The sequence below is a fragment of the Devosia sp. genome (assembly GCF_036676215.1).
Taxonomy (GTDB): Bacteria; Pseudomonadota; Alphaproteobacteria; order Rhizobiales; family Devosiaceae; genus Devosia.
In genome coordinates this window covers 13,773-34,435 of record NZ_JAKFDJ010000215.1, presented here as the reverse complement: position 1 = coordinate 34,435, position 20,663 = coordinate 13,773, and the positions used below count along the sequence as shown (strand labels likewise).

Annotated in this window: 11 protein-coding genes; 4 read left to right on the top strand and 7 right to left on the bottom strand. The window is 64.3% G+C overall.

Going from position 1 to position 20,663, the window contains the following annotated elements:
• Positions 1–4: 4 nt before the first annotated feature.
• Entirely contained in the window at positions 5–919 is a 915-nt protein-coding gene (locus V6M52_RS17605; protein ID WP_332702149.1) for a DMT family transporter, read from the bottom strand.
• Positions 920–1,153: 234 nt separating this feature from the next.
• Entirely contained in the window at positions 1,154–3,673 is a 2,520-nt protein-coding gene (locus tag V6M52_RS17600) for a beta-mannosidase (protein ID WP_332702147.1), read from the bottom strand.
• 257 nt (positions 3,674–3,930) lie between these two features.
• Here V6M52_RS17600 and V6M52_RS17595 point away from each other — a divergent pair, with 257 nt between their 5' ends.
• Both V6M52_RS17595 and V6M52_RS17590 read left to right on the top strand, forming a co-directional pair.
• Positions 3,931–5,907, top strand: coding sequence for a putative bifunctional diguanylate cyclase/phosphodiesterase (locus V6M52_RS17595; RefSeq protein WP_332689431.1), 1,977 nt, complete (start codon positions 3,931–3,933; stop codon positions 5,905–5,907).
• A 143-nt stretch (positions 5,908–6,050) separates the two neighbouring features.
• On the top strand, positions 6,051–6,365 hold the full coding sequence (locus V6M52_RS17590) for a hypothetical protein (protein ID WP_332689428.1): 315 nt from the start codon (positions 6,051–6,053) through the stop codon (positions 6,363–6,365).
• Positions 6,366–6,563: 198 nt separating this feature from the next.
• Here the strand turns inward: V6M52_RS17590 and V6M52_RS17585 are convergent, their stop codons facing one another.
• Entirely contained in the window at positions 6,564–8,417 is a 1,854-nt protein-coding gene (locus tag V6M52_RS17585) for an ABC transporter ATP-binding protein (RefSeq protein ID WP_332689425.1), read from the bottom strand.
• 235 nt (positions 8,418–8,652) lie between these two features.
• Positions 8,653–10,503, bottom strand: coding sequence for an ABC transporter ATP-binding protein (locus tag V6M52_RS17580; RefSeq protein WP_332702145.1), 1,851 nt, complete (start codon positions 10,501–10,503; stop codon positions 8,653–8,655).
• Positions 10,504–10,813: 310 nt separating this feature from the next.
• Between V6M52_RS17580 and pepN the strand changes: the two genes are divergently transcribed.
• On the top strand, positions 10,814–13,453 hold the full coding sequence (gene pepN / locus V6M52_RS17575) for an aminopeptidase N (protein ID WP_332702143.1): 2,640 nt from the start codon (positions 10,814–10,816) through the stop codon (positions 13,451–13,453).
• A 251-nt stretch (positions 13,454–13,704) separates the two neighbouring features.
• Positions 13,705–15,357: a sensor histidine kinase gene (locus V6M52_RS17570; protein ID WP_332702141.1), complete on the top strand. Its 1,653-nt coding sequence runs from the start codon at positions 13,705–13,707 to the stop codon at positions 15,355–15,357.
• Between the two features lie 40 nt (positions 15,358–15,397).
• Here the strand turns inward: V6M52_RS17570 and V6M52_RS17565 are convergent, their stop codons facing one another.
• From V6M52_RS17565 to V6M52_RS17555, 3 genes are all read right to left on the bottom strand, one after another.
• A complete protein-coding gene (locus V6M52_RS17565) occupies positions 15,398–18,280 on the bottom strand; it encodes a bifunctional [glutamine synthetase] adenylyltransferase/[glutamine synthetase]-adenylyl-L-tyrosine phosphorylase (RefSeq protein WP_332702139.1) in 2,883 nt (960 codons plus the stop codon).
• A 270-nt stretch (positions 18,281–18,550) separates the two neighbouring features.
• Complete coding sequence (locus V6M52_RS17560; protein WP_332702137.1) at positions 18,551–19,966, bottom strand: sensor histidine kinase; 1,416 nt, start codon at positions 19,964–19,966, stop codon at positions 18,551–18,553.
• A gap of 4 nt (positions 19,967–19,970) precedes the next feature.
• Positions 19,971–20,642, bottom strand: coding sequence for a response regulator transcription factor (locus V6M52_RS17555; RefSeq protein ID WP_332686013.1), 672 nt, complete (start codon positions 20,640–20,642; stop codon positions 19,971–19,973).
• Between the last annotated feature and the right edge of the window lie 21 nt (positions 20,643–20,663).

The window sequence follows — 20,663 nt, the reverse complement described above, 5'->3', positions numbered from 1 at the left end:
GCCGTCAGCGTTCTTCGCCGATCGGGGTCACGGGCTTGGCGAGCGCGCGTTCGCGCAGCCAGATATAGAGGCCGCTGCCCATGACGATGGGGGCGCCGACATAGAGCCAGATGTCGGGCGGCTGATTGAACAGCAGCCAGCTGGCGCCAGCCATGAAGATGATCTGGAAATAGGAGAAGGGCGCAAGCACCGAAGCGGGGGCGAAGGCATGCGACACCGCGATGAGCTGGTGGCCGACGAAGCCGAACAGGCCCACGGTGAAGAATGCCACCCAGACCGACGGATCGGTGGGCCAGACCCAGAAGGGGATGGCGATGGGGGCCAGGATCACGCTGGCAAACAGACCGACATAGAATTGCTGGGTGGCCGCGGAATCCCGCCCGGCCATGCGGCGGGTCAGAAGAAAGTAGAAGGCCGAGAACACCGCTGCGGCCAGGCACAGCAAGGCCGCCGGATGGAAGGCCTCGGTGCCGGGGCGGACGATGACGAGTACGCCAAGAAAGCCCACCCCGATGGCGCTCCAGCGGCGCCAGCCGACCTGTTCGCCCAGCAGCGGCACCGAGAGGGCGCAGAGAAAGAGCGGCATGGTGAAGGCAATGGCGCCGGTGACGGTCAGCGGCAGATAGCGCACGGCGATGAAATTGCAGATGGTGGCGCCCAGCAGCATGGCGGCGCGCAGGGCCTGCAGCCTGAAGCTTGCGGTGCGCACCAGGGTGAAGCCAGTCTGCGGCACATGGATGCCGAGCACCAGGGCGAAGTGCACGACATAGCGCAGGAACACGACCTGCGCGGCGGGAATGCCGCCAAGGGCGAGCCATTTGGCAGAGCTGTCGATGCCGGTGAACATGAAATAGGCAACAAGCACGAGCCCGATGCCCAGCAGACGGCGCTCCTCGGGGGGAGCGAAGGGGGTCGACATGGCTGATCCGAATAGCTGCGCAGGAGGGACGCAGGAAGACCTAGCGATGGAAGATGGCGGCGGTCATGTCAATGAGGGGTTAGCAGATTCTTGTATGGAAGACGGGGCAAGGGAGTACCCCCACCCGGCCTCCCCCTGACAGGGGGAGGAGCAGGCTGGTGGACTGGGTGTGATCTTGCCTGCCCACCGCGCGGTTCCTCCCCCTGTCAGGGGGAGGCCAGGTGGGGGTACTCCCTAAAAGGTCTCACTGAGGTTGCGGACTTTCAGCGATGTGACCAGCTCGGAGGCCGAGGGCGTGGCGCCGTGGCGGGGAGTGAAGGTGAGTTCGGTCTGGCGGCCTGGCAGCAGGGTGACGGCGTTGTCTGAGAAATAGCCGGGAATATCGACCGTGGCCGTGACGAACAGAGCTGGCTGATCGCTGGTCAGGCTCAATACGAGCTGGTCATCGACATCGGACCAGGCGGCCCTGATCTTGGGCTGGACCAGTTCATAGGCCTTGTAGGGCTTGGGGAAATAGTCGTTTTCACCAAGCAGGACGCCCTTGGCGTCGCGCCAGGAGAAGAACAGGAACTCGTCAGCGGCCAGGTCATCGAAGGGAATGGAGGCGACAGTGATGGCCCCGTCCGGCCCGATGGCGGTATTGCCGGAGAAGACCACGCGATCGCCGCCGGCAATTTTCACGGCACGGATTTCGAGCGCGATGCTGACCGGACGGCCGGTGTCGTTGATGCCGCGGAAGGCAATGCTGGTGGGCGGTGCGTTTTCGACCGGGGTGCCACGTGAATTGGTGGACACCTCGTCATGCACCGGCACGGCGACGACGTTGACCGGCAGGAAGAAGCGCTTGGCCATGTATTGCAGCAGCTTCCACTGCCCACCGTAATCGAGGCTGGACCAGCTGGCGACCGGCCAGATGTCGTTGATCTGCCAGAACAAGGTTCCCATGCAGCGCGGCTTGGTGGAGCGCCAGTATTCGATGGCGGTCTTGATGGCGAGGCCCTGCTGGATCTGGCTGAGGAACACCATCTGGTCGAAATCGCGCGGGAAGCGGAAATAGCGCGTCATGGTTTCAAGGATGCGTGCATTGCCGCCGGCATTGCGCTGGTGGTTTTCCATCACCGGTGAGGACGGGTTGCGGTCTTTCTCCTCGGCGAAGGTCTCGATGACGTTCATCGAGGTGAAGGACTGGAAGCCGAATTCGGAAGCGAAGCGCGGGTTGACCGTGCGATAGGCCTCGAAGGGCTTGGCCGAGTGCCAGACGTCCCAATAGTGGGTGTCGCCGCGGGTATCGGCATGCCAGCCGTCGGAGAAATCGAGATAGCCCATGGAGGGCGAGGACGGCCAGAAGCGGCGGGCCGGATCTTCGTCTTCGACGATGTTGCCGAGCATGTTGTTGAGGCGGTCGTAATTGGCGACGTAGCGCTCGGGCGCGGCCTTGGTCTCGGGATACCAGCCGAGCGAGCCGATGACTTCGTTGTCGCCGCACCAGAGCGCGATCGAGGCATGGTGGCTGAGGCGCCGGACCTGCTGGGTGATCTCGGTACGAACGTTGTCGAGGAATGGCCGGTCGGACGGATAGCTCATGCAGGCGAACATGAAATCGTGCCAGAGCAGGATGCCGAGTTCGTCGCAGAGTTCGTAGAAGTAGTCCGGCTCGTACTGCCCGCCGCCCCAGATGCGCAGCATGTTCATATTGGCGGCCTTGGCGCTTTCGAGCAGGTCGCGGATGACGGCGGGGGTGATGCGCGACGGGATGGCGTCGGCGGGAATCCAGTTGGCGCCGAGCATGGAGATGTCGCGACCGTTGATGCGGCACTTGAAGGAATGGTCGATCTCGTCCTTTTCGACGATCCATTCGAGCCTGCGCAGGCCGATCTGGCGGGTGGTCGTTTCGCCCTCGAGATTGGTGGTCAGCTCATAGAGCGGCTGCTCGCCCTGCCCCGCCGGCCACCACAATTTTGGATTGTGAATGGTGACATTGTGGGTGAAGACGTTCTCGCCCTTGTTGACCACCAGCTTGTCGGCGATCACCTGACCATCGATGGTGTGCTCAAGTTCAACCTCACCGTGAGCGAAGGCGAAAACACGAGTCTTTAGAGTCAGTTCGACCGAATTGCTGCCATGGGCCTGATCGACCTGAACGCTCTCCTGGCGGGCCAGGCGCGACTTGCGCAGCGCCATGGTGCCATAGACGCCGATGGGCATGATGCAGATGCCCCAGTCCCAACCCGCATGGCACGCGGCCTTGCGGATGAAGTTCATGTGGATGCCCTTGAGACCGTTGGTCTGATAGTTCTTGGTGAAGGGGATCGGGAACGGGTGCGCGTCCGAGCGTGCCTTGGCAACGTCGGGGGCAATGCCGAATTCAATGCGCAGCGTGTTGTCGCCCTCGCGCACCTTGCCGGTGACGTCGATGTCGTTGCGGACGAAGCTGTTCTGCGTTTTGGCGATGACCTCGCCATTGAGCAGGATGGTGGCAATGCAATCGACCTCGGCCAGGGTCAGGGTCAGGTAGCCGTCGATATCGGTGGCGCTGGCGGAAAAGCTCCGCTCGACGGACCAGGCGGTCTCGTTGACCCACATCACCGTCTTTTCGTTCTCGCCGAAATAGGGATCGGGGATACGGTTGGCGGCCAGCAGCGCTGTGTGCACATCGCCGGGCAACTGGATGGGCGCGGTGATGTCGATGCTCGGAGAGGACAGGGCGAAAGTGCCCGCCAGATCGAGGGCGGAATAGGTGGCTGGCATGGCCATAGTCGTCTCCTGGAGGCATTCGGCGGCTATGCCGGCTTGCGTTTTGCTGCACCCGGATTGCCGAATGCAATCGATTGCGCCAGCCTTCTAGCCGGACTCGCAGCCCGTTCCAATGGGCAGCGTCGCAGTTTTTACAGCAATTGCATCGTTGCTATGGCCGATTTCCTGCAGATTTGTTGCAGGTCAAACGGTTCTGTTTACGTGTCTATTAGGGTTTGTGCGGATAGTTGGGCCCGTGCGAGGAGGCCAGAAGGCCAATGTCGGGTCTTGAGACCATAAAGCGGTTCTTTGCCGTTCCGGATGACCCCGATCTGGTGCAGGCGCAGGCGCGCGCCTTCAGCCGCCAGGTTCCGCTGATGTACGGCATATTGCTGGTCAACTCATTGGTGCTGGCGGCCACCCATTCCTATGCCCCGAACCTGCTGCGGCTATTTGTGCCGGGCGCGCTGGCGCTGGTCTGCGTGATCCGTATTGTCATGTGGTTACGCGCCCGCGATCGGCCGATTTCTCATGAGAAGGCCCGGCGCATCCTGGTCAGCGCGGTATTTGTCGCCGCCATTCTCGGCATCGGCTTTTCGAGTTGGGCGCTGAGCCTTTATCCCTATGGCAACGCCTATCAGCAATCCCACGTCGCCTTCTACATGGGCCTAACCGGTATCTGCTGCGTATTCTGCCTGATGCATCTCCGTGCCGCGGCCACAGTGGTGGCGCTGTGCGTCGTCATACCTTTCACCGGCGTTTTCGTGATCAGCGGCAATCCGGTCTTCGGGGCACTGGCGCTCAACTTCGTGCTGGTCGTCGCCGGTTTGATGTCGATCCTGTTCGGCAATTACCGCGACTTCGGAGCGCTGGTCGCCTCGCGTGCTGCGATGGAGCGCAAACAGGTCGAGACGCAACGGCTTTCGGACGAGAATAACCGGTTGGCCAACATGGATAGCCTGACTGGCCTGCCCAACCGCCGCTCGTTCGACCGGCAGCTGAACGAAACACTCGCGGCGGCACAGGCGGCAGGCAACACAATCGCCGTGGCCCGGCTCGACCTCGACAGCTTCAAGGCAATCAACGAGACCTTCGGCCAGATCACCGGGGACCGCGTGCTGGCGGAGGTGGCTAGGCGCCTCATGGCGCTGCGCAAGGCCGACACGTTCGTGGCACGGCTGGGCGCAGACAATTACGCGCTGATCATGCAGGGCGAGTTGCACGAGGCGAGCCTGCGCACGCGCGGGGAAGTGCTGAGCAATGCGATGCGCCTCAGCTTCGACCTGCCGAATGCCATCATTCACCTGTCGGCCTCGCTGGGCTTTGCCACCTCACGCCCCGGCGACACCGCCGAAATGCTCTATGACCGGGCCGACTACGCCACTTCCATCGCCAAGCACGAAGCACGCGGCACCGCCGTCATTTTCTCGGAGCGGCACGCCAAGGAGATCAGCAAGGTTCGCACACTCGAACACGCGCTGCGGACAGCCAACCTGGACGAGGAAATCCATATCCTGTTCCAGCCGCAGTTCGACATCGCGCTCAACCGGACGACGGGTTACGAGGTGCTGGCACGCTGGCGCAGCCCGACGCTGGGAAACGTTTCGCCCACCGAGTTCATTCCGATGGCCGAGCGCATTGGAATGATTTCCAAGATCACCCAGACCGTGCTGCGCAAGGCGCTGGCCGCATCGGTGCGGCTGCCCAAATCGCTGCGGCTTTCGGTCAACCTGTCCGCGCATGATCTGGCATCCATCACCGCCATCGGGGCTATCGTGGCCATGGTGACGCGCGCCGGCACGCCATGCCGGATCGACTTCGAAATCACCGAGACTGCGGTGATGCGTGACATGAACCAGGCCAATGAGGCCCTGCTCTCGCTGCTGGCGCTGGGCTCGCGCATTGCGCTGGACGACTTCGGCACCGGCCATTCGAGCCTGACCCATGTGCAGAAGCTGCCGCTGGACCGGATCAAGGTGGACCGCAGCTTCGTGGCCGAAGTGACCACCGATCCGACCAGCCGGGCCATCATCAAGACCACGGTCGACCTGTGCCGGAACCTGGGGATTTCCTGCGTGTTCGAGGGCATCGAGACCGAGCAGCAGCTCGACGCTCTGCTCGGCCTGGGCGGCACGGTGATGCAGGGCTACCTGTTCGGCAAGCCGATGACCGAGGAGATGGTGATCGAGCAGCTTTCGGGCGAGCGCAAGGGCTGGCAGGCCCATCGCAACCAGATCTTCGGCGCCGCCAGCTAGCTGCCGACCGGTCGGGCTCCCCCGTTACGCGATCGTGGACCGGCCTTTGGCGCGGCAGTATGGTCACGGCGCACGCGTGCAGCCCCTTGGAGGTTGGTGGCGGTTCCACGCGATCCAGAGAACCGGAACAGGGAGACAAGGATATGCCGAAGTACATATTCGCCTATCACGGCGGCAGCATGCCCGAGACCGAGGAGGAAGGTGAGAAGGTCATGGCTGCGTGGACCGATTGGTATGCGGCCATCGGCAGCCAGCTGCTTGATGGCGGCGCGGCCGCGGGTCGCTCCATGACCGTCCATAGCGATGGCAGCGTCAGCAATGATGGTGGGGCGAACCCGTTCAGCGGCTATACCGTGGTCAGCGCCGATAGCCACGACGCGGCCAATGTCATTGCCAAGGGCTGCCCGATACTGGTTGCCGGCGGCAGCGTCGAAGTCTGCGAACTGATCGATATGTAGAGTGATGCGCCCGGCACGAGGCCGGGCGCAAACCTGTCATTCGGCGGCGGCTCCGCCATTCGGGCGTAGCCCTCATGGCCTTGTCGGCTCAAATCGCGCCACTCAGGCGCAGCCTTCGTGGCCTTCTCGTCTTCAAAGGCTCCATCGGAGCCTTTGATCTGCTCCGCCGACCGCCGTCGAAGTGGCGCGATTTGCCTTTCAGGACGCCTCCAAGTCGAGGAAGCCGCCGGACTGGCGTTCCCACAGGTGGGCGTAGTGCCCGCCCGAGGCCAGCAGCTGGGCGTGGGTGCCCTCCTCCACGATCCTGCCTTGCTCCAGCACCACCAGCCGATCCATGGCGGCGATGGTGGAGAGACGGTGGGCGATGGCGATCACCGTCTTGCCCTGCATCAGCGTGGTCAACTGTTCCTGGATCGCCGCCTCGACTTCGGAATCGAGCGCCGAGGTGGCTTCGTCGAGCACCAGGATCGGGGCGTTCTTGAGCAGCACGCGGGCAATGGCGACGCGCTGGCGCTGACCGCCCGAAAGCTTGACGCCGCGTTCGCCGACATGGGCGTCGTAGCCGCGATTGCCCTTGGGATCGGCCAGGCCCACGATGACATCGTGGATTCTGGCCTGTTCGGCGGCCCGCATCATTTCCTCGTCAGTGGCCGACTGGCGACCATATTTGAGGTTTTCGCGGACCGAGCGGTGCAGCAGGGACGTGTCCTGGCTGACAAGGCCAATGGCGGCGCGGACGCTTTCCTGCGTCACGTTCCGGACATCCTGTCCGTCGATGCGGATGGCGCCGTCCTGCACGTCGAACATGCGCAGGGCCAGGTTGACCAGCGTCGACTTGCCCGAGCCGGAGCGGCCGACGAGACCGATCTTCTCGCCCGGCGCGACGGTGAGGTTGAAGGCGTCGATGACCGAGCCCTCCTTGCCGCGCCAGTAGTTGAAGCTGACATTGTCGTAATGCAGCTCCCCCTTGGCCACCTCCAGCGCCTTGGCCTGCGGTGCGTCGAGCATGGTCAGCGGCTGGGCGATCGTATCCATCGAGTCGCGGATATTGCCGACCTGGCGGAAGATGCTGGAGCCGATTTCGAGGATCCAGCCGCTCATGTTCATGATCTGCAGCGCGAAGGGGATGGCGGTGGCTACGGCCGCCGCTGTCAGCACGCCCTGGTTCCAGCCGGTCAGCGCCAGCCAGGTGACCGAGACCACCAGGCCCGCATTGAGCAGGAACAGGGTGGACCACATATAGGTGAACACCCGCATCAGCTTGCGGAAGCTGACGGCGTGATCGCCGATGGAGTCGGCGACGTAGAGGTCCTCGTGCTCACCCGTGGAGAAGGTCTTGAGCGTCTGGATATTGGTGTAACTGTCGACGATGCGGCCGGTCATCACCGATTTGCTCTCCGAGAGTTCCTCGGAATAGCGGGCGATGAGCGGCATGGTGATGGAGAACAGCACCGCATAGAGCAGCAGCCAGACCCCGATGGGCACCAGCAGCACCGGATCGAGCTGGGCCAGCACGATGATGGCCACCACAACGAAGACCAGTGCATACCAGGCGGCATCGATGGTGAGGTTGACCCCGATCTCGATGGCTTCGCCGGCCTGGATGATCTTGTTGGCGACGCGACCGGCAAAGTCGTTCTGGAAGAAGGTCCAGCTCTGGCGGATGACATGCCAATGGCTCTGCCAGCGGACGAGATCGACCAGGTTGGGCACGATGGCGTGGTTGCGGATGAGCGTATCGAGCAGGAAGGTCAGCGGGCGCACCAGCACGACGACAACGATCATCCAGAGAAAGGTCTGGCCGTGAACGTCGAAGATGTCGCCGGGATTGGTGGTGGCCAGCATGCCGACGATGAGGCCGACAAAGACGGGCATCAGCGCATCGGCGATGGAGCCGATCGACACCAGCAGGATGCGGATGATGAAGGCGGCGCGGAACTGGCCGATGAAATAGCTGACGAAAGGCCGGAGGCCCATGGGCGGCTGCCGGTTTTCGGCGAGCACGGTGGGCGAATAAAGATGGTCGAAATAGCTAATGACGCGGTTGAACATTTTGAGCTCGTTATTTGAGCCGCGCCTGACGGAGGGTTCTGGTCTCGGGTCAGGTTCGGAATCGGTCCATGGGTTTGCGTTTGACAGCGCGGTGCGGATGGCTGGCGCTCGCGGTAATGGCCGTTTCGGTATTGTCACCCATCTGGGTTCTCCTTGGTTGGTTAGTCGCAAAAGCTTCGGTGGATCCTCCCCTCCCCCTTGAGGGGAGGGAGGGCATACTAGTTTGCTCCGGGCGCTACTGCGCCGCCTCTTCGGGCTGGTCGGCGTCGATGAAGCCGCCGGACTGGCGGTGCCAGAGCTGGCTGTAGATGCCGCCGCTGTCGACGAGCTGGGCATGGGGGCCGGTTTCGACGACCCGGCCTTTGTCCAGCACGACCAGCCGGTCCATCATGGCGATGGTGGAGAGGCGGTGAGCGATGGCGATCACGGTCTTGCCCTTCATCAGCAATTGCAGCTGGCTCTGGATGGCGGCTTCGACCTCGGAATCGAGGGCGGACGTGGCTTCGTCGAGCACCAGGATGGGCGCGTTCTTGAGCAGGACGCGGGCAATGGCGATGCGCTGGCGCTGGCCGCCCGACAGCTTGACGCCGCGTTCGCCGACATGGGCGTCGAAACCCTTGCGGCCCTTGGCGTCGCCGAGGCCGGCGATGAAGTCAGACGCCTCGGCCAGATCGGCGGCCTCGCGCATCATTTCCTCGGTCGCATCGGGGCGGCCATAGAGGATGTTGTCGCGCACCGAACGATGCAGCAGCGAGGTATCCTGCGTGACGACGCCGATATTGGCGCGCAGGCTGTCCTGCGTGACCTTGGCAATATCCTCTCCGTCGATCAGGATGCGGCCATCGGCGCGGTCATAAAAGCGCAGCAGCAGGTTGACGATGGTCGACTTGCCGGCGCCGGAGCGTCCGACCAGGCCGATCTTCTCGCCGGGGCGGATATGCAGGTTGAGATTGTCGATCACGCCGGCACTCTTGCCGTAGTGGAAGGACACATTCTCGAACTTGATGTCACCCTTGACCTCGGGCAGCGCCTTGGCATCAGGCGCGTCGGAGACGACGCGGGAGACCGATAGCGAGGAGATGCCATCGCGCACCGTGCCGATATTCTCGAACAGCGACGACATTTCCCACATGACCCACTGGCTCATGCCCTGGAAGCGCATGACCAGGCCGAGCGAGACCGCCAGCGCACCAGGCGTCATCAGGCCGTTGAGCCACAGCCAGATGCCGGTGGCGGCCACCGCGAACAGCAGCAGCGCATTGGACCACAGCACCGAGATGTTGAGGACGGTGAACAGGCGCATCTGCCGGTAGGCGGTGTCGAGGAACTGGTCCATCGCCTCCTTGGCGTATTTCTCCTCGCGATTGGAATGGGAGAAGAGCTTGACCGTGGCGATATTGGTATAGCTATCGACAATGCGGCCGGTCATCAGCGAGCGGGCATCGGCCTGAGCCTCGGAGATCTTGCCCATGCGCGGGATGAAATAGGCCATCATCGACACATAGGCGACGAGCCAGACAAGGAACGGAATGGCCAGGCGCCAGTCCGCCGCTGCCGCCAGGAACACCGCGCCGGTGAAATAGACGACGACATAGACCAGCATATCGAGCAGCTTCATCACCACTTCGCGCACGGCGAGCGAGGTCTGCATCAGCTTGGCGCCGATGCGGCCGGCAAACTCGTCCTGGAAGTAGCTCATCGACTGGCGGATGAGGTAGCGATGGCTCATCCAGCGGATGCGCTGGGGGAAGTTGCCCAGCAGCGTCTGGTGCATGGTGAGCGTGGAGAGTAGCGCGAAGGCGGGCACGACGAAGACGACCATGGCGCCCATCAGAGCCAGCTTCCAGCCATCGGTCGCCAGGAACGTCTCGCGGTCGGCATCAGCCAGCCAATTGACGACATCGCCGATGAAGCCGAACACGACGATTTCGCCGACGGCCACGGCCGCGGCGGCAAAAGCCATCAACGCCAGCCACTTCTTGGCGCCGTGGGAGTAATGCAGGCAGAAGGCCAGAAGCCCTTTGGGGGGCTCAACCGGATCGCCGGGCGGATAAGGATCAAGACGTCGTTCAAACCAACGCAGCATGGGAATACACCATAGAATCGGCCAGGAGCAGCTTCGCGCTTATGGCAGAAGGCCAGCGACAGAAGCTGGCAGCAGTGCCGACGCGATGCCGACCGGGAATACAGGATACCGCGCTCGATACGCCCGCAATTGGCGCAGAGGAGCAGCGTGCGCCACCGAAGAAAGCCCCCTCCCCAATGCCGTCCCAATTGGCGTAGAAGAGTGGACCGAAGCGGTCGCAGGCCGATCAGGATACACGAATGCGTCGCTTTTGCTGTTGCGGCGCCGCCACAATCGATTTCAGACCGACGATTATTTGACGGACAGGTTCATGCGCACCGAAACCGAGCACACCATCTACCTCAAGGACTATACAACGAGCCCATACCGGATCGTGTCGGTCGCACTCGACTTCCGCATTCTGGCCGAGCATACGCGGGTGCAGGCGCAACTGACGGTGGAGCCACGCGAGACGACCGCGCCGGGCACGCCGCTGGTGCTGGACGGGGATGAACTGACACTCACCTCGATCGCCATCGATGGCGCGCCGCTGGTGCTGTCGGCCTATGCGGCCGATGCCAATGGGCTGACCATCATCGAGCCGCCACTGCGCCGCTTCGTGCTGGAAACCGAGGTCATGCTGCAGCCCGAGGGCAATACCAAGCTGATGGGGCTCTATCGCTCCAGCGGCACCTGGTGCACGCAATGCGAGCCCGAAGGGTTCCGGCGCATCACCTATTATCTCGATCGGCCCGACAATCTGGCCGTGTTCAACGTGCGCATGACGGCGCCACAGGACCTGGCGCCGGTGCTGCTGGCCAATGGCAACCTGATCGAGCGAGGCGATGCCGGCGACGGCATGCACTATGCCGTATGGGAAGACCCCTTCCCCAAGCCGGCCTATCTCTTTGCACTGGTGGCGGGCGACCTCGGCTCGATCACCGACAGCTTCACCACCGCCTCCGGCCGCAAGGTGGACCTGGCCATCTATTGCACCCATGGCAAGGAAGAGCAGTGCCTGTGGGCCATGGACAGCCTCAAGCGCTCCATGGCGTGGGACGAGCGCCGCTTCGGCCGCGAATACGATCTCGACATCTTCAACATCGTCGCCGTGTCGGACTTCAACTTCGGCGCGATGGAGAACAAGGGCCTCAACATCTTCAACGACAAGCTGGTCTTTGCCAAGCCGGACACGGCGACTGACGGCGATTATGACGGCATCGAGCGCGTCATCGCGCATGAATATTTCCACAATTGGACCGGCAACAGAATCACTTGCCGGGACTGGTTCCAGCTCTGTCTCAAGGAAGGGCTGACGGTCTATCGCGACCAGGAATTCACCAGCGACGAGCGCTCGCGCGCCGTGAAACGCATCTCGGACGTGGCGACCCTGCGACGTGCACAATTCCCCGAGGATGGCGGCCCGCTGGCCCATCCGCCGCGGCCGGACCAGTATCGCGAGATCAACAACTTCTACACGACCACGGTCTACGAGAAGGGTGCCGAGATCGTGCGCATGCTGGCGACGCTTTTGGGCGAAGCCGGCTTCCGCAAGGGCATGGACCTCTATTTCGAGCGCCATGACGGCGAGGCCACTACGATCGAGGCGTTCCTCGCGTCGTTCGCCGATGCCAATGGCGTCAATCTCGACCAGTTCAAGACCTGGTATCTGCAGGCCGGCACGCCGCGTCTGAGCGTCGACGAGAGTTACGACGCGGCGGCGCAGACCTACACGCTCACGCTCAAGCAGGAGACGCTGCCGACGCCGGGCCAGCCGACCAAGGAGGCGCTGGTGGTGCCGATCAAGTTCGGGTTGCTCGGCCCCAATGGCAGCCCGATGGGCTGGAGCGGCGTCAGCGGCGCCGAGGTGCGCGACGACATGATCGTTCTGGACGGCCCTAGCGCCGAGGTGACCTTCACCGGCATCGCGAACCGGCCCGTGCCGTCGCTGCTGCGCGGCTTTTCGGCGCCGGTGATCATGGAGAGCAAGGCGAGCCAGGCGGACCAGCTGTTCCTGGCGCGGCATGACAGCGACCCGTTCAACCGCTGGCAGGCGCTGCAGGATGTCGGCATGGACCTGGCAGTGGCCGCTGTTGGTGGCACGGCGTGGAGCGACGAATCGATCAAGGCGTTGAGCCAGGCCATGGCCGACACGCTGGCCAGCGACACGCTCGACGATGCCTTCAAGGCGCTGGCGCTGTCGCTGCCCGACGAATCGCTGATTGCCCGAACCATCGGCAAGGATATCGACCCGTCGGCAATCCACGCGGTGCGGGACCAGTTGCTCAAGGCCGTGTTCGAGCCGCTGGGACGGCAATTTCTGGCCGCCTATGGCGCGCTTGCCAGCACGGCGCCCTATGCGCCCGACCCGGCCAGCACCGGGCGGCGCGCGCTGCGCAATCGCCTGCTCGGCCTGCTCGTGGCCAGCGAGGCGGCGGGGGCCTCGACACTAGCGGCGCAGCAATACGCACAAGCGAGCAACATGACCGACCGGCTGGCGGCACTGGCGGCATCGGCTTCGACCGGTACGCCCGAGGCACCGGCCATGCTGGCGGATTTCCGCACCCGATTCGGCGGCGATCCGCTGGTGCTGGACAAGTGGCTGACCGTGACTGCCGGGGCGCCCCGCGACGGGGTGATCGATGACATGACGGCGATCCTGGGCGACCCCAGTTTCCCCAAGACCAATCCCAACCGGCTACGCGCCCTGATGGGCACATTTGCCATGAGCAACCCGACGCAGTTCGCGCGGGCCGATGGTGCCGGCTTCCGCTTCGTCGCCGATTTCGTCGCCGAGGTGGACCGAATCAACCCGCAGGTCGCCGCCCGCGTACTGACCGGCTTCCGCATCTGGCCGATGCTGGAAAGCGGTCGCCGCGATGCCGCCAAGGCGGCGCTGACGGGCCTGCAGAACAGCGGCACGCTGAGCCGGAACACGGGCGATATCCTGTCGCGCATGCTGGCTGGATAGGTTTGGCCCCGAGCCATCTCCCTCTCCTCAGCGGGGAGGGAGATGGCGGATTCCGCGGCACCGGAGCCGCAACCCGGGACCAATGTTGGAAGAATTTTTCTTTGCCCGCTAAGTGATTCTGCCGACTCGCGATTTTGCCTAATTGGAGTTCAGGCCCGCATGTGGAGGGCTGGACACTGGAGTCCGGCTGATTCATTGTTCGTTAAGGGCAAATCGGGCGGGTCCAAAACCCACAAAATCGGGAGAATGTCATGCGGTCGGCGGAGGCATCCGGCGCCAGCGTTACCGGATTCGGCGCGGGCAAAGGCAAGGCAGATACGCGCCGGCAGTCGAGCAGCGGCATTGCGCCCGTCGCCCACCCGTCCCGCCCCGGATTTTCACCCATCACCGTCGCCGTGGCGCTGACCGCACTGCTGTCAGCCACGCTCTTTGTCATCTATGACGCGGCCCGCACCTTCGACGATGCCCGGCGCGAACTTGCCGTCATCGGCACGGCGCTGGCGTCCGAGATCGCCGAACTGACGCCGGAGGAAGCGAGCGCCGCGCTCGAAGCATCGAGCCGACGCTTCATAACAGTTGCCCGCGCCAGCCTGTTGACCGCCGAGGCCGCCCCTGTGGCGCCCATGCTGGCGGGGCTGATCGTTCCAGCCGAACCACATGGTGTGCTGGCGCTCGAAACCGAGCAGGGCCAGACCTGGACGGGCATATTGCAGCGGGGCGGGGCTGCCTTCGCACTGGCGGGCCTACTGACGCTGCTGGCTTCACGCCGCCGCACCGACATGCCGGACCTGATGCAGCGCCACAATTTCAGCACGCTGGCCTCGGCCATTCCATTGGGCGTGGCCTGTTGGACCAAGGCGGGCAAACTGATCGTCTGCAACGATCAATATCGCAGCCGGCTGCAACTGGGCGGCGGCGCCATGACCTATCAGGACGCGGTGAAACGGCTCAGCATGGGCGGCTATATGAAGTTGCTCAACGATGATGATGGCAGCCGCGTGCTGGAACTGCACCGCGAGGATGGCTCCTGCCTGCTGATCGAGGAACGCCCGCTGGGCCATGGCGCCTTCATGACGCTGGTCAGTGACGTCACCGAGGCGCGACGGGCCGATACCATGCTGCATGCCATCCGCCAGGAGCAGCGCCTGCTGGCCCGGCGCTACCACGAGGAAAAGCTCAAGGCGGAAGCCGCCAGCCGGTCCAAGACCAATTTCCTCGCCCATCTCAGCCATGACATCCGCACCCCGCTCAACCACATTATCGGCTTTGCCGAACTGATGCGGCACCAGACCTACGGCCCGCTGGGCGATGCGCGCTATGCCGACTATGTCCAGTCGATCAAGACCTCGGGCGAGCATCTGCTGGCGTCCTTCGCCACCATTCTCGACCTGGCGGAGCTGGAAAGCGGGCAGAAGGCGCTGCGCAGCGAGCCGGTGGCGGTAGACGAGGTGCTCGACAGCGTGCTGCAGCGCTTCCGGGCGCAGGCGACGCGGGCGGGGCTCAGATTTGTGCTGGACCAGCCCTGCGGCGCCGTGGTGCTGGGCGACCGGCTGGGGCTGGTGCGCATGGTGGGCAATATCGTGGAGAATGCCCTGCGCTTCACGCCGGGTGGCGGGCGCATCACGCTGGCAGCCTTCGCAGCGCGCGACGGGGTGGTAATCGAGATCACCGATACGGGCATCGGCATGAACGAGGAGCGGCTGGCCAGCCTGTCGCAACCCTTCGCGCTGGGCGACGCGACCTTTACCCGCGAGGGCGTCGGCCCGGGGCTGGGCATTTCCATCTCCCGCGCCATTGCCGAACTCAGCGGCGGGCATCTGGCCATCGATTCCAGCCCGACGCTGGGGACCACCGTGGCCATATCCCTGCCGCTCGGTGCGGAAAGCACCAGGGTCGCGGCGTAGCGCTTCCTTACCTCTCCCTCTGGGGGAGAGGTGAAGAGGCTCAAAGCTCCCTTGCCTTCTCGTACCATTTTGCTGCTGCGGCGCTGACTTCGCTGCGCATCTGGAGCAGGTCCAGTTCCAGCCGGCCGAAATCGGGATAGTGCGTCAGGCCCGCCAGCAGCTCCTTGAACGCATCGGTCCAGGCTTCGTCCTTGAATGGGCTGATCAGGGCCGAACTCATCACCTGCAGCACGGTGGAATAGGTTTCGTGGATTTCCGCCAGCCGAGCGCCTTCGGGCACGAGGCCGGTCTCCCCCAGCCGGGCAAGGACGCGGGTGGTGAGCGCCTGCGGCAGGCCGATGGTGGCGCCGGCGACAAGCTGGGCCGACTGGGCGATGAATTCGAGATCAACCAGGCCACCCTCGGCCAGCTTGAGATCGAAAGGGTGGCGGGCCGGACGCTCCCTGGCCATCAGGGTGCGCATGGAGACGACGTCGTCCACGGTCTTGGCAGCGTCGCGTGCGCGCGACATGACCTCGGCGATGGCCGCATCGACCTGGTAGCCGAAGCCGGCATCGGCGGCGATCACCCGGGCCCGGCTCAGCGCCAGATGTTCCCAGGTCCAGGCGTTGTCGCGATGATAGGCGCGGAAACCGGCAAGGCTGGTGGCGAGCGGGCCGGCATTGCCCGAGGGCCGCAGGCGCATATCGGCCTCATACAGCACGCCCTCGGCGGTGGGCGAGGTCACCGCGGCCACCAGGCGCTGGGTGAGGCGGGTATAGTAGTGGTTGGTGGTCAGCGGCTTGCCGCCATCGGACTCGGCGTCCGGGGCATCGTAGAGCAGGATGACATCGAGATCGGAGGTCGCGGTCATTTCGCGGCTGGCCATCTTGCCGAAGGCGAGCAACGCTACGCGGCCCCCTGCCAGTTTGCCATGGCGGCGCTCGAATTCGGCGCAGACGCTGTCGAGCAGGCGATGCACCAGCGTTTCGGCCAGCGCGGTGAACTGCTCGCCTGCGCCGGTGGCGCTGACCGTGCCCGAGAGCAGGCCGGCGGCGATGAGGAATTTCTGCTCCTGCCCGATGATGCGGGCACGGTCGATGATTTCCTCATAGGAGCGGGAATCGGCGAGGAAGGCATCCACCTTGGCAATGAGCACGTCGCGGTGGGTGATCTCATTGGCGAAGGCCGGATCGATGAGGCCATCCATGACATGGGCGCGGTGGATGACGGCTTCGGACATGCGCGGCGCCGAGGCCATGAGCTGGACCAGCAGCGTGCGCAGATTGGCGTGGCTGCGCAGCAGCGCGAAGAGCTGCACGCCAGTGGGCAGGCGCGACAGGAAATTGTCGAACTTGGCCAGGGCCTCGTCGGCATTGCCGGCCGCGCCCAGCGTGATCAGCAAAGCCGGCAGCAGCTCGGTGAGGTGGGCGCGTGAGGCCGAGGCGCGGGTCGCCGGATAGCCGCCATAGTGCCATTTGCGCACCGTGGCGATGGCCGTGGATGGATCGGCAAAGCCCATGGCGCTCAGCGTCTCGACCGTGCCCGGATCGTCGTCGCTGCCGGTAAAGACCAGATTGCCCTCGCCGCTGCCGAGGGTTTCGCCCTCGGTGAAGAGTTCGGAATAATAGCTGACCACCCGCTCGAGCGCGGCACGATAGTCCGCCTCGAACTGGCGCAGGTCCGGCTCGCCCATCAGCCGGCCGACAATGGCGACCTCATCGGGCGAGGCGGGCATGACATGGGTCTGCTCGTCGCGCAGCATCTGCAGCCGGTTCTCGACGCCGCGCAGATACCAGTAGGTCTGGGTCAGCTCGGTTGCGGCCCTGGGGGTAATCCAGTTGGCATCGGCGAGGGCGGCCAAAGCGTGGGCGGTGGGCTTGACGCGCAGGGTCTTGTCGCGGCCACCGGCAATGAGCTGCTGGGTCTGGGTGAAAAACTCGATCTCGCGGATGCCGCCGCGGCCGAGCTTGACGTTGTGGCCCTCGACGCGGATGTCGCCGACATTCTTGGAAATGTTGATCTGGCGCTTCATCGCCTGGATATCGGCGATGGTGGCGAAGTCGAGATGCTTGCGCCAGACATAGGGCGCCAGCTCGCGCAGGAAGGCCTCGCCCACCTGCCGGTCGCCGGCGCAGGCCCGCGCCTTGATCCAGGCGGCACGCTCCCAATTCTGGCCGCGGACTTCATAATAGGCGAGCGCCGCCTCAAAGGAGAGCGCGACCGGAGTCGAGCCTGGATCGGGGCGCAGGCGCAGGTCGGTGCGGAACACATAGCCGTGGGCCTGCCGGTCTTCCATCAGGCCGACCAGCTTCTGCACCATGCGGGAATAGAATTTCGTCGCTTCGCCGGGGTCGGCGAGCACGCCCTTTTCGAGATCGTAGAAGGCGACGATGTCGATATCGGAGGAGTAATTGAGCTCCTGCCCGCCATGCTTGCCGAGCGCGAAGATGGCCAGGCCCGAATTGGCACCGGTGGCCTCGCTGGCCGGAATGGTGAGCTGGCCGCGCTCGGCGGCCTGGCGCATCAGCAGGTTGAGCGCAGCCTCGAGCGCAACGTCGGCCAGATCGGAGAGAGCCGCGGTCGCCTGCGCCGTGGTCCAGGTGCCGCCGGTTTCGGCCAAAGCCGCCAGCAGCGCCGTGCGCCCCTTGGCGATGCGCAGCACCGGGGCAAGGGCCTCCTCGCTGGTGGCCGTGCGGCCCAGCGTTTCGACGATGTCGATAATGTCAGTGAAGGCACCGTCGGCACTGTCGGCGAGGGTCGCCACCAGCCAGTCAGCATTGGCCTGGGCCAAAGCGAGCAGATAGGGCGCCGATTCCAGCAGCGGGCCCAGCGTCGGAGCCGCGGTGTTCAGGGCTGTTTGTTGTTGAGGCGGCAGCTCATCCAGCCAGGCATCAAAGCGCGGCGTCTCGATGGGCGGCAGGGCGTGGAGCTTGATGGCCATGAGCGAGGGATAGCGTGAGGGGGGAATTGGGGCAAGGCTTGCACCCCTTTCTCGATATGGCCCCTCAGGACATCACCGAGCCCCCTTCTCCCCTCCGTGGGAGAAGGTGCCCGAAGGGCGGATGAGGGGGCGCCGCTGCTTCCATGAGCATTTGGAGCATAGGATAGCGCAGCCCCCTCACCCGGTTCTTCCGCTGAACGCGGAAGAACCACCCTCTCCCACGAGGGGAGAGGGTTGGCACCACTCTCCTGGCTCGCACTGAGCGAGTAACTAAGCCCCCGGCAGATCGATCACGGCCCGCACCCCCGGCGCGTTGTCCTCGATCCGGAATGTGCCGCCATGCAGGCGCGTCACCGCGTCGACCAGCGACAGGCCAAGGCCCGAGCCGGGCTCGGAGCGGCTCATTTCGAGGCGGACGAAACGTTCGAGCACGCGCTTGCGGTCCTGCTCGGGAATGCCCGGACCGTTGTCGGCGACTTCGATCAGCACACGACCGGCCTCCTGGCGCAGGCCGACGGTGATGCGCCCCTGCCCTTCCCCTTCGGGCTTGGCATATTTGACGGCGTTTTCCAGCAGATTGACCATGGCCTGGCCGATCAGCTCGCGATTGGCGCGCAGGTGCACACCCTCGACAATGGCGGTCTCCACCACGATGCCCTCGTCCTCAGCGACGGGGCCATAGAGTTCGGCCACATCGGCGACTACGGCGCTGACATCAACATCGCTGAGGGCGCCGGAGGGGGCGCCGGCCTCGGCCCGGGCGATCATCAGCAGGGCATTGAAGGTCTGGATCAGCCGGTCGCTCTCGGCGATCGTGGTTTCGAGCGCCTGCCGGCGGGCGTCGTCGCTGGAGCCGTCGCGCAGGGCGGATTCGGCCTGGTTGCGCAGCCGGGTCAGCGGCGTCTTGAGGTCATGCGCCACATTGTCAGTGACCTGCTTCAGCCCCTGCAGCAATTGCTCGATGCGGTCGAGCATGGCGTTGAGGTTGGTGGCCAGGCCATCGAATTCGTCATTGCGCTTGGTGACCGGAACGCGCTCGGAGAGATTGCCCGACATGATCTTGGTCGAGGTATCGCGGATGGTGTCGATGCGCTTGAGCACGCGGCGCGCGGTGACGCCACCGGCAATGATGGAAAAAAGGATGATGCCGAGGACGCCGAACAGGAAGCTCTGCACGATGATGGCCGAAAAGCCGCGCCGTTCGACTACGTCGCGACCAACGACCAGGCGCATGCCATTGCTCAGTTCGACCGAGCGGACCACCGCAAAGCCGGACTTTTCCGGGTTGGGCCCTGCGCCCTCCTCGGGTGGATCGATGAAGGGGTTGGCGCGCTCGTAGTCGAAGCTGTGAATGCCCGGCTCGATCAGCACATTGGCCGGCACGTCGGTGACATTGCCGAGCAGATATTGCCCACTGGCATCACCGAGATAATAGACGCCCGGCCCCGGCGCGCGGGAAATGCGTTCCAGCGCGAAGGCCAGGGCCCGCACGCCCTGGTTGGCATCGATGCGCTGGAGCACCCGCACTTCGCGGTCGATATCATTGGCCTGCTGGCGCTGGATCTGCACGCTGGACTGCCAGGTGATGAAGGCCAGCAACAGGATGGCGAACAGCGAAAAGATCAGGATGAACGTTGCCGTCAGCCTGACCGTGGAGGTGCGCCAGATCTGGGCAAAAGGGTGCAAAGGATTACTCGCGGATCATGTAGCCGGCGCCGCGCACGGTATGCAGCAGCGGGGAAGCGTGGCCCTTGTCGATCTTGGAGCGCAGGCGCGACATGTGCACGTCGATGACATTGGTCTGGGGGTCGAAATGATAGTCCCAGACATTTTCGAGCAGCATGGTGCGGGTCACCACCTTGCCGGCATTCTTCATCAGATATTCGAGCAGGCGGAATTCGCGCGGCTGCAGCAGGATGGTTTCGCCTTCGCGCTCGACCTTGCGGGAGAGTCGATCGAGCGCCAGCCCGCCCACCTGGTAGCTGGTGGCCGCTTCCGAGGGGCTGGAGCGGCGAGCCAGCACTTCGACCCGGGCCAAAAGCTCGGTGAAGGCATAGGGCTTGGTGAGATAGTCATCGCCGCCGGCGCGGAGCCCGGTCACCCGGTCGTCGACTTCGCCCAGGGCGGAGAGGATGAGCACAGGGGTCTTGTCGTCTTCGGCGCGCAGGGATTCGACGATGGAGAGGCCATCGCGGCGCGGCAACATGCGGTCGACGATGAGCACGTCATAGTCCATGCCCGAGGCCATGGCATAGCCGGTTTCGCCATCGGCGGCGTGGTGGGTGATATGTCCGGCCTCATCGAGGGCCTGGATCAGGTAGCTCGCGGCCTCGCGATCATCTTCGATCAGCAAAATCTTCACCGCGACGCTCCATGCAGTTGC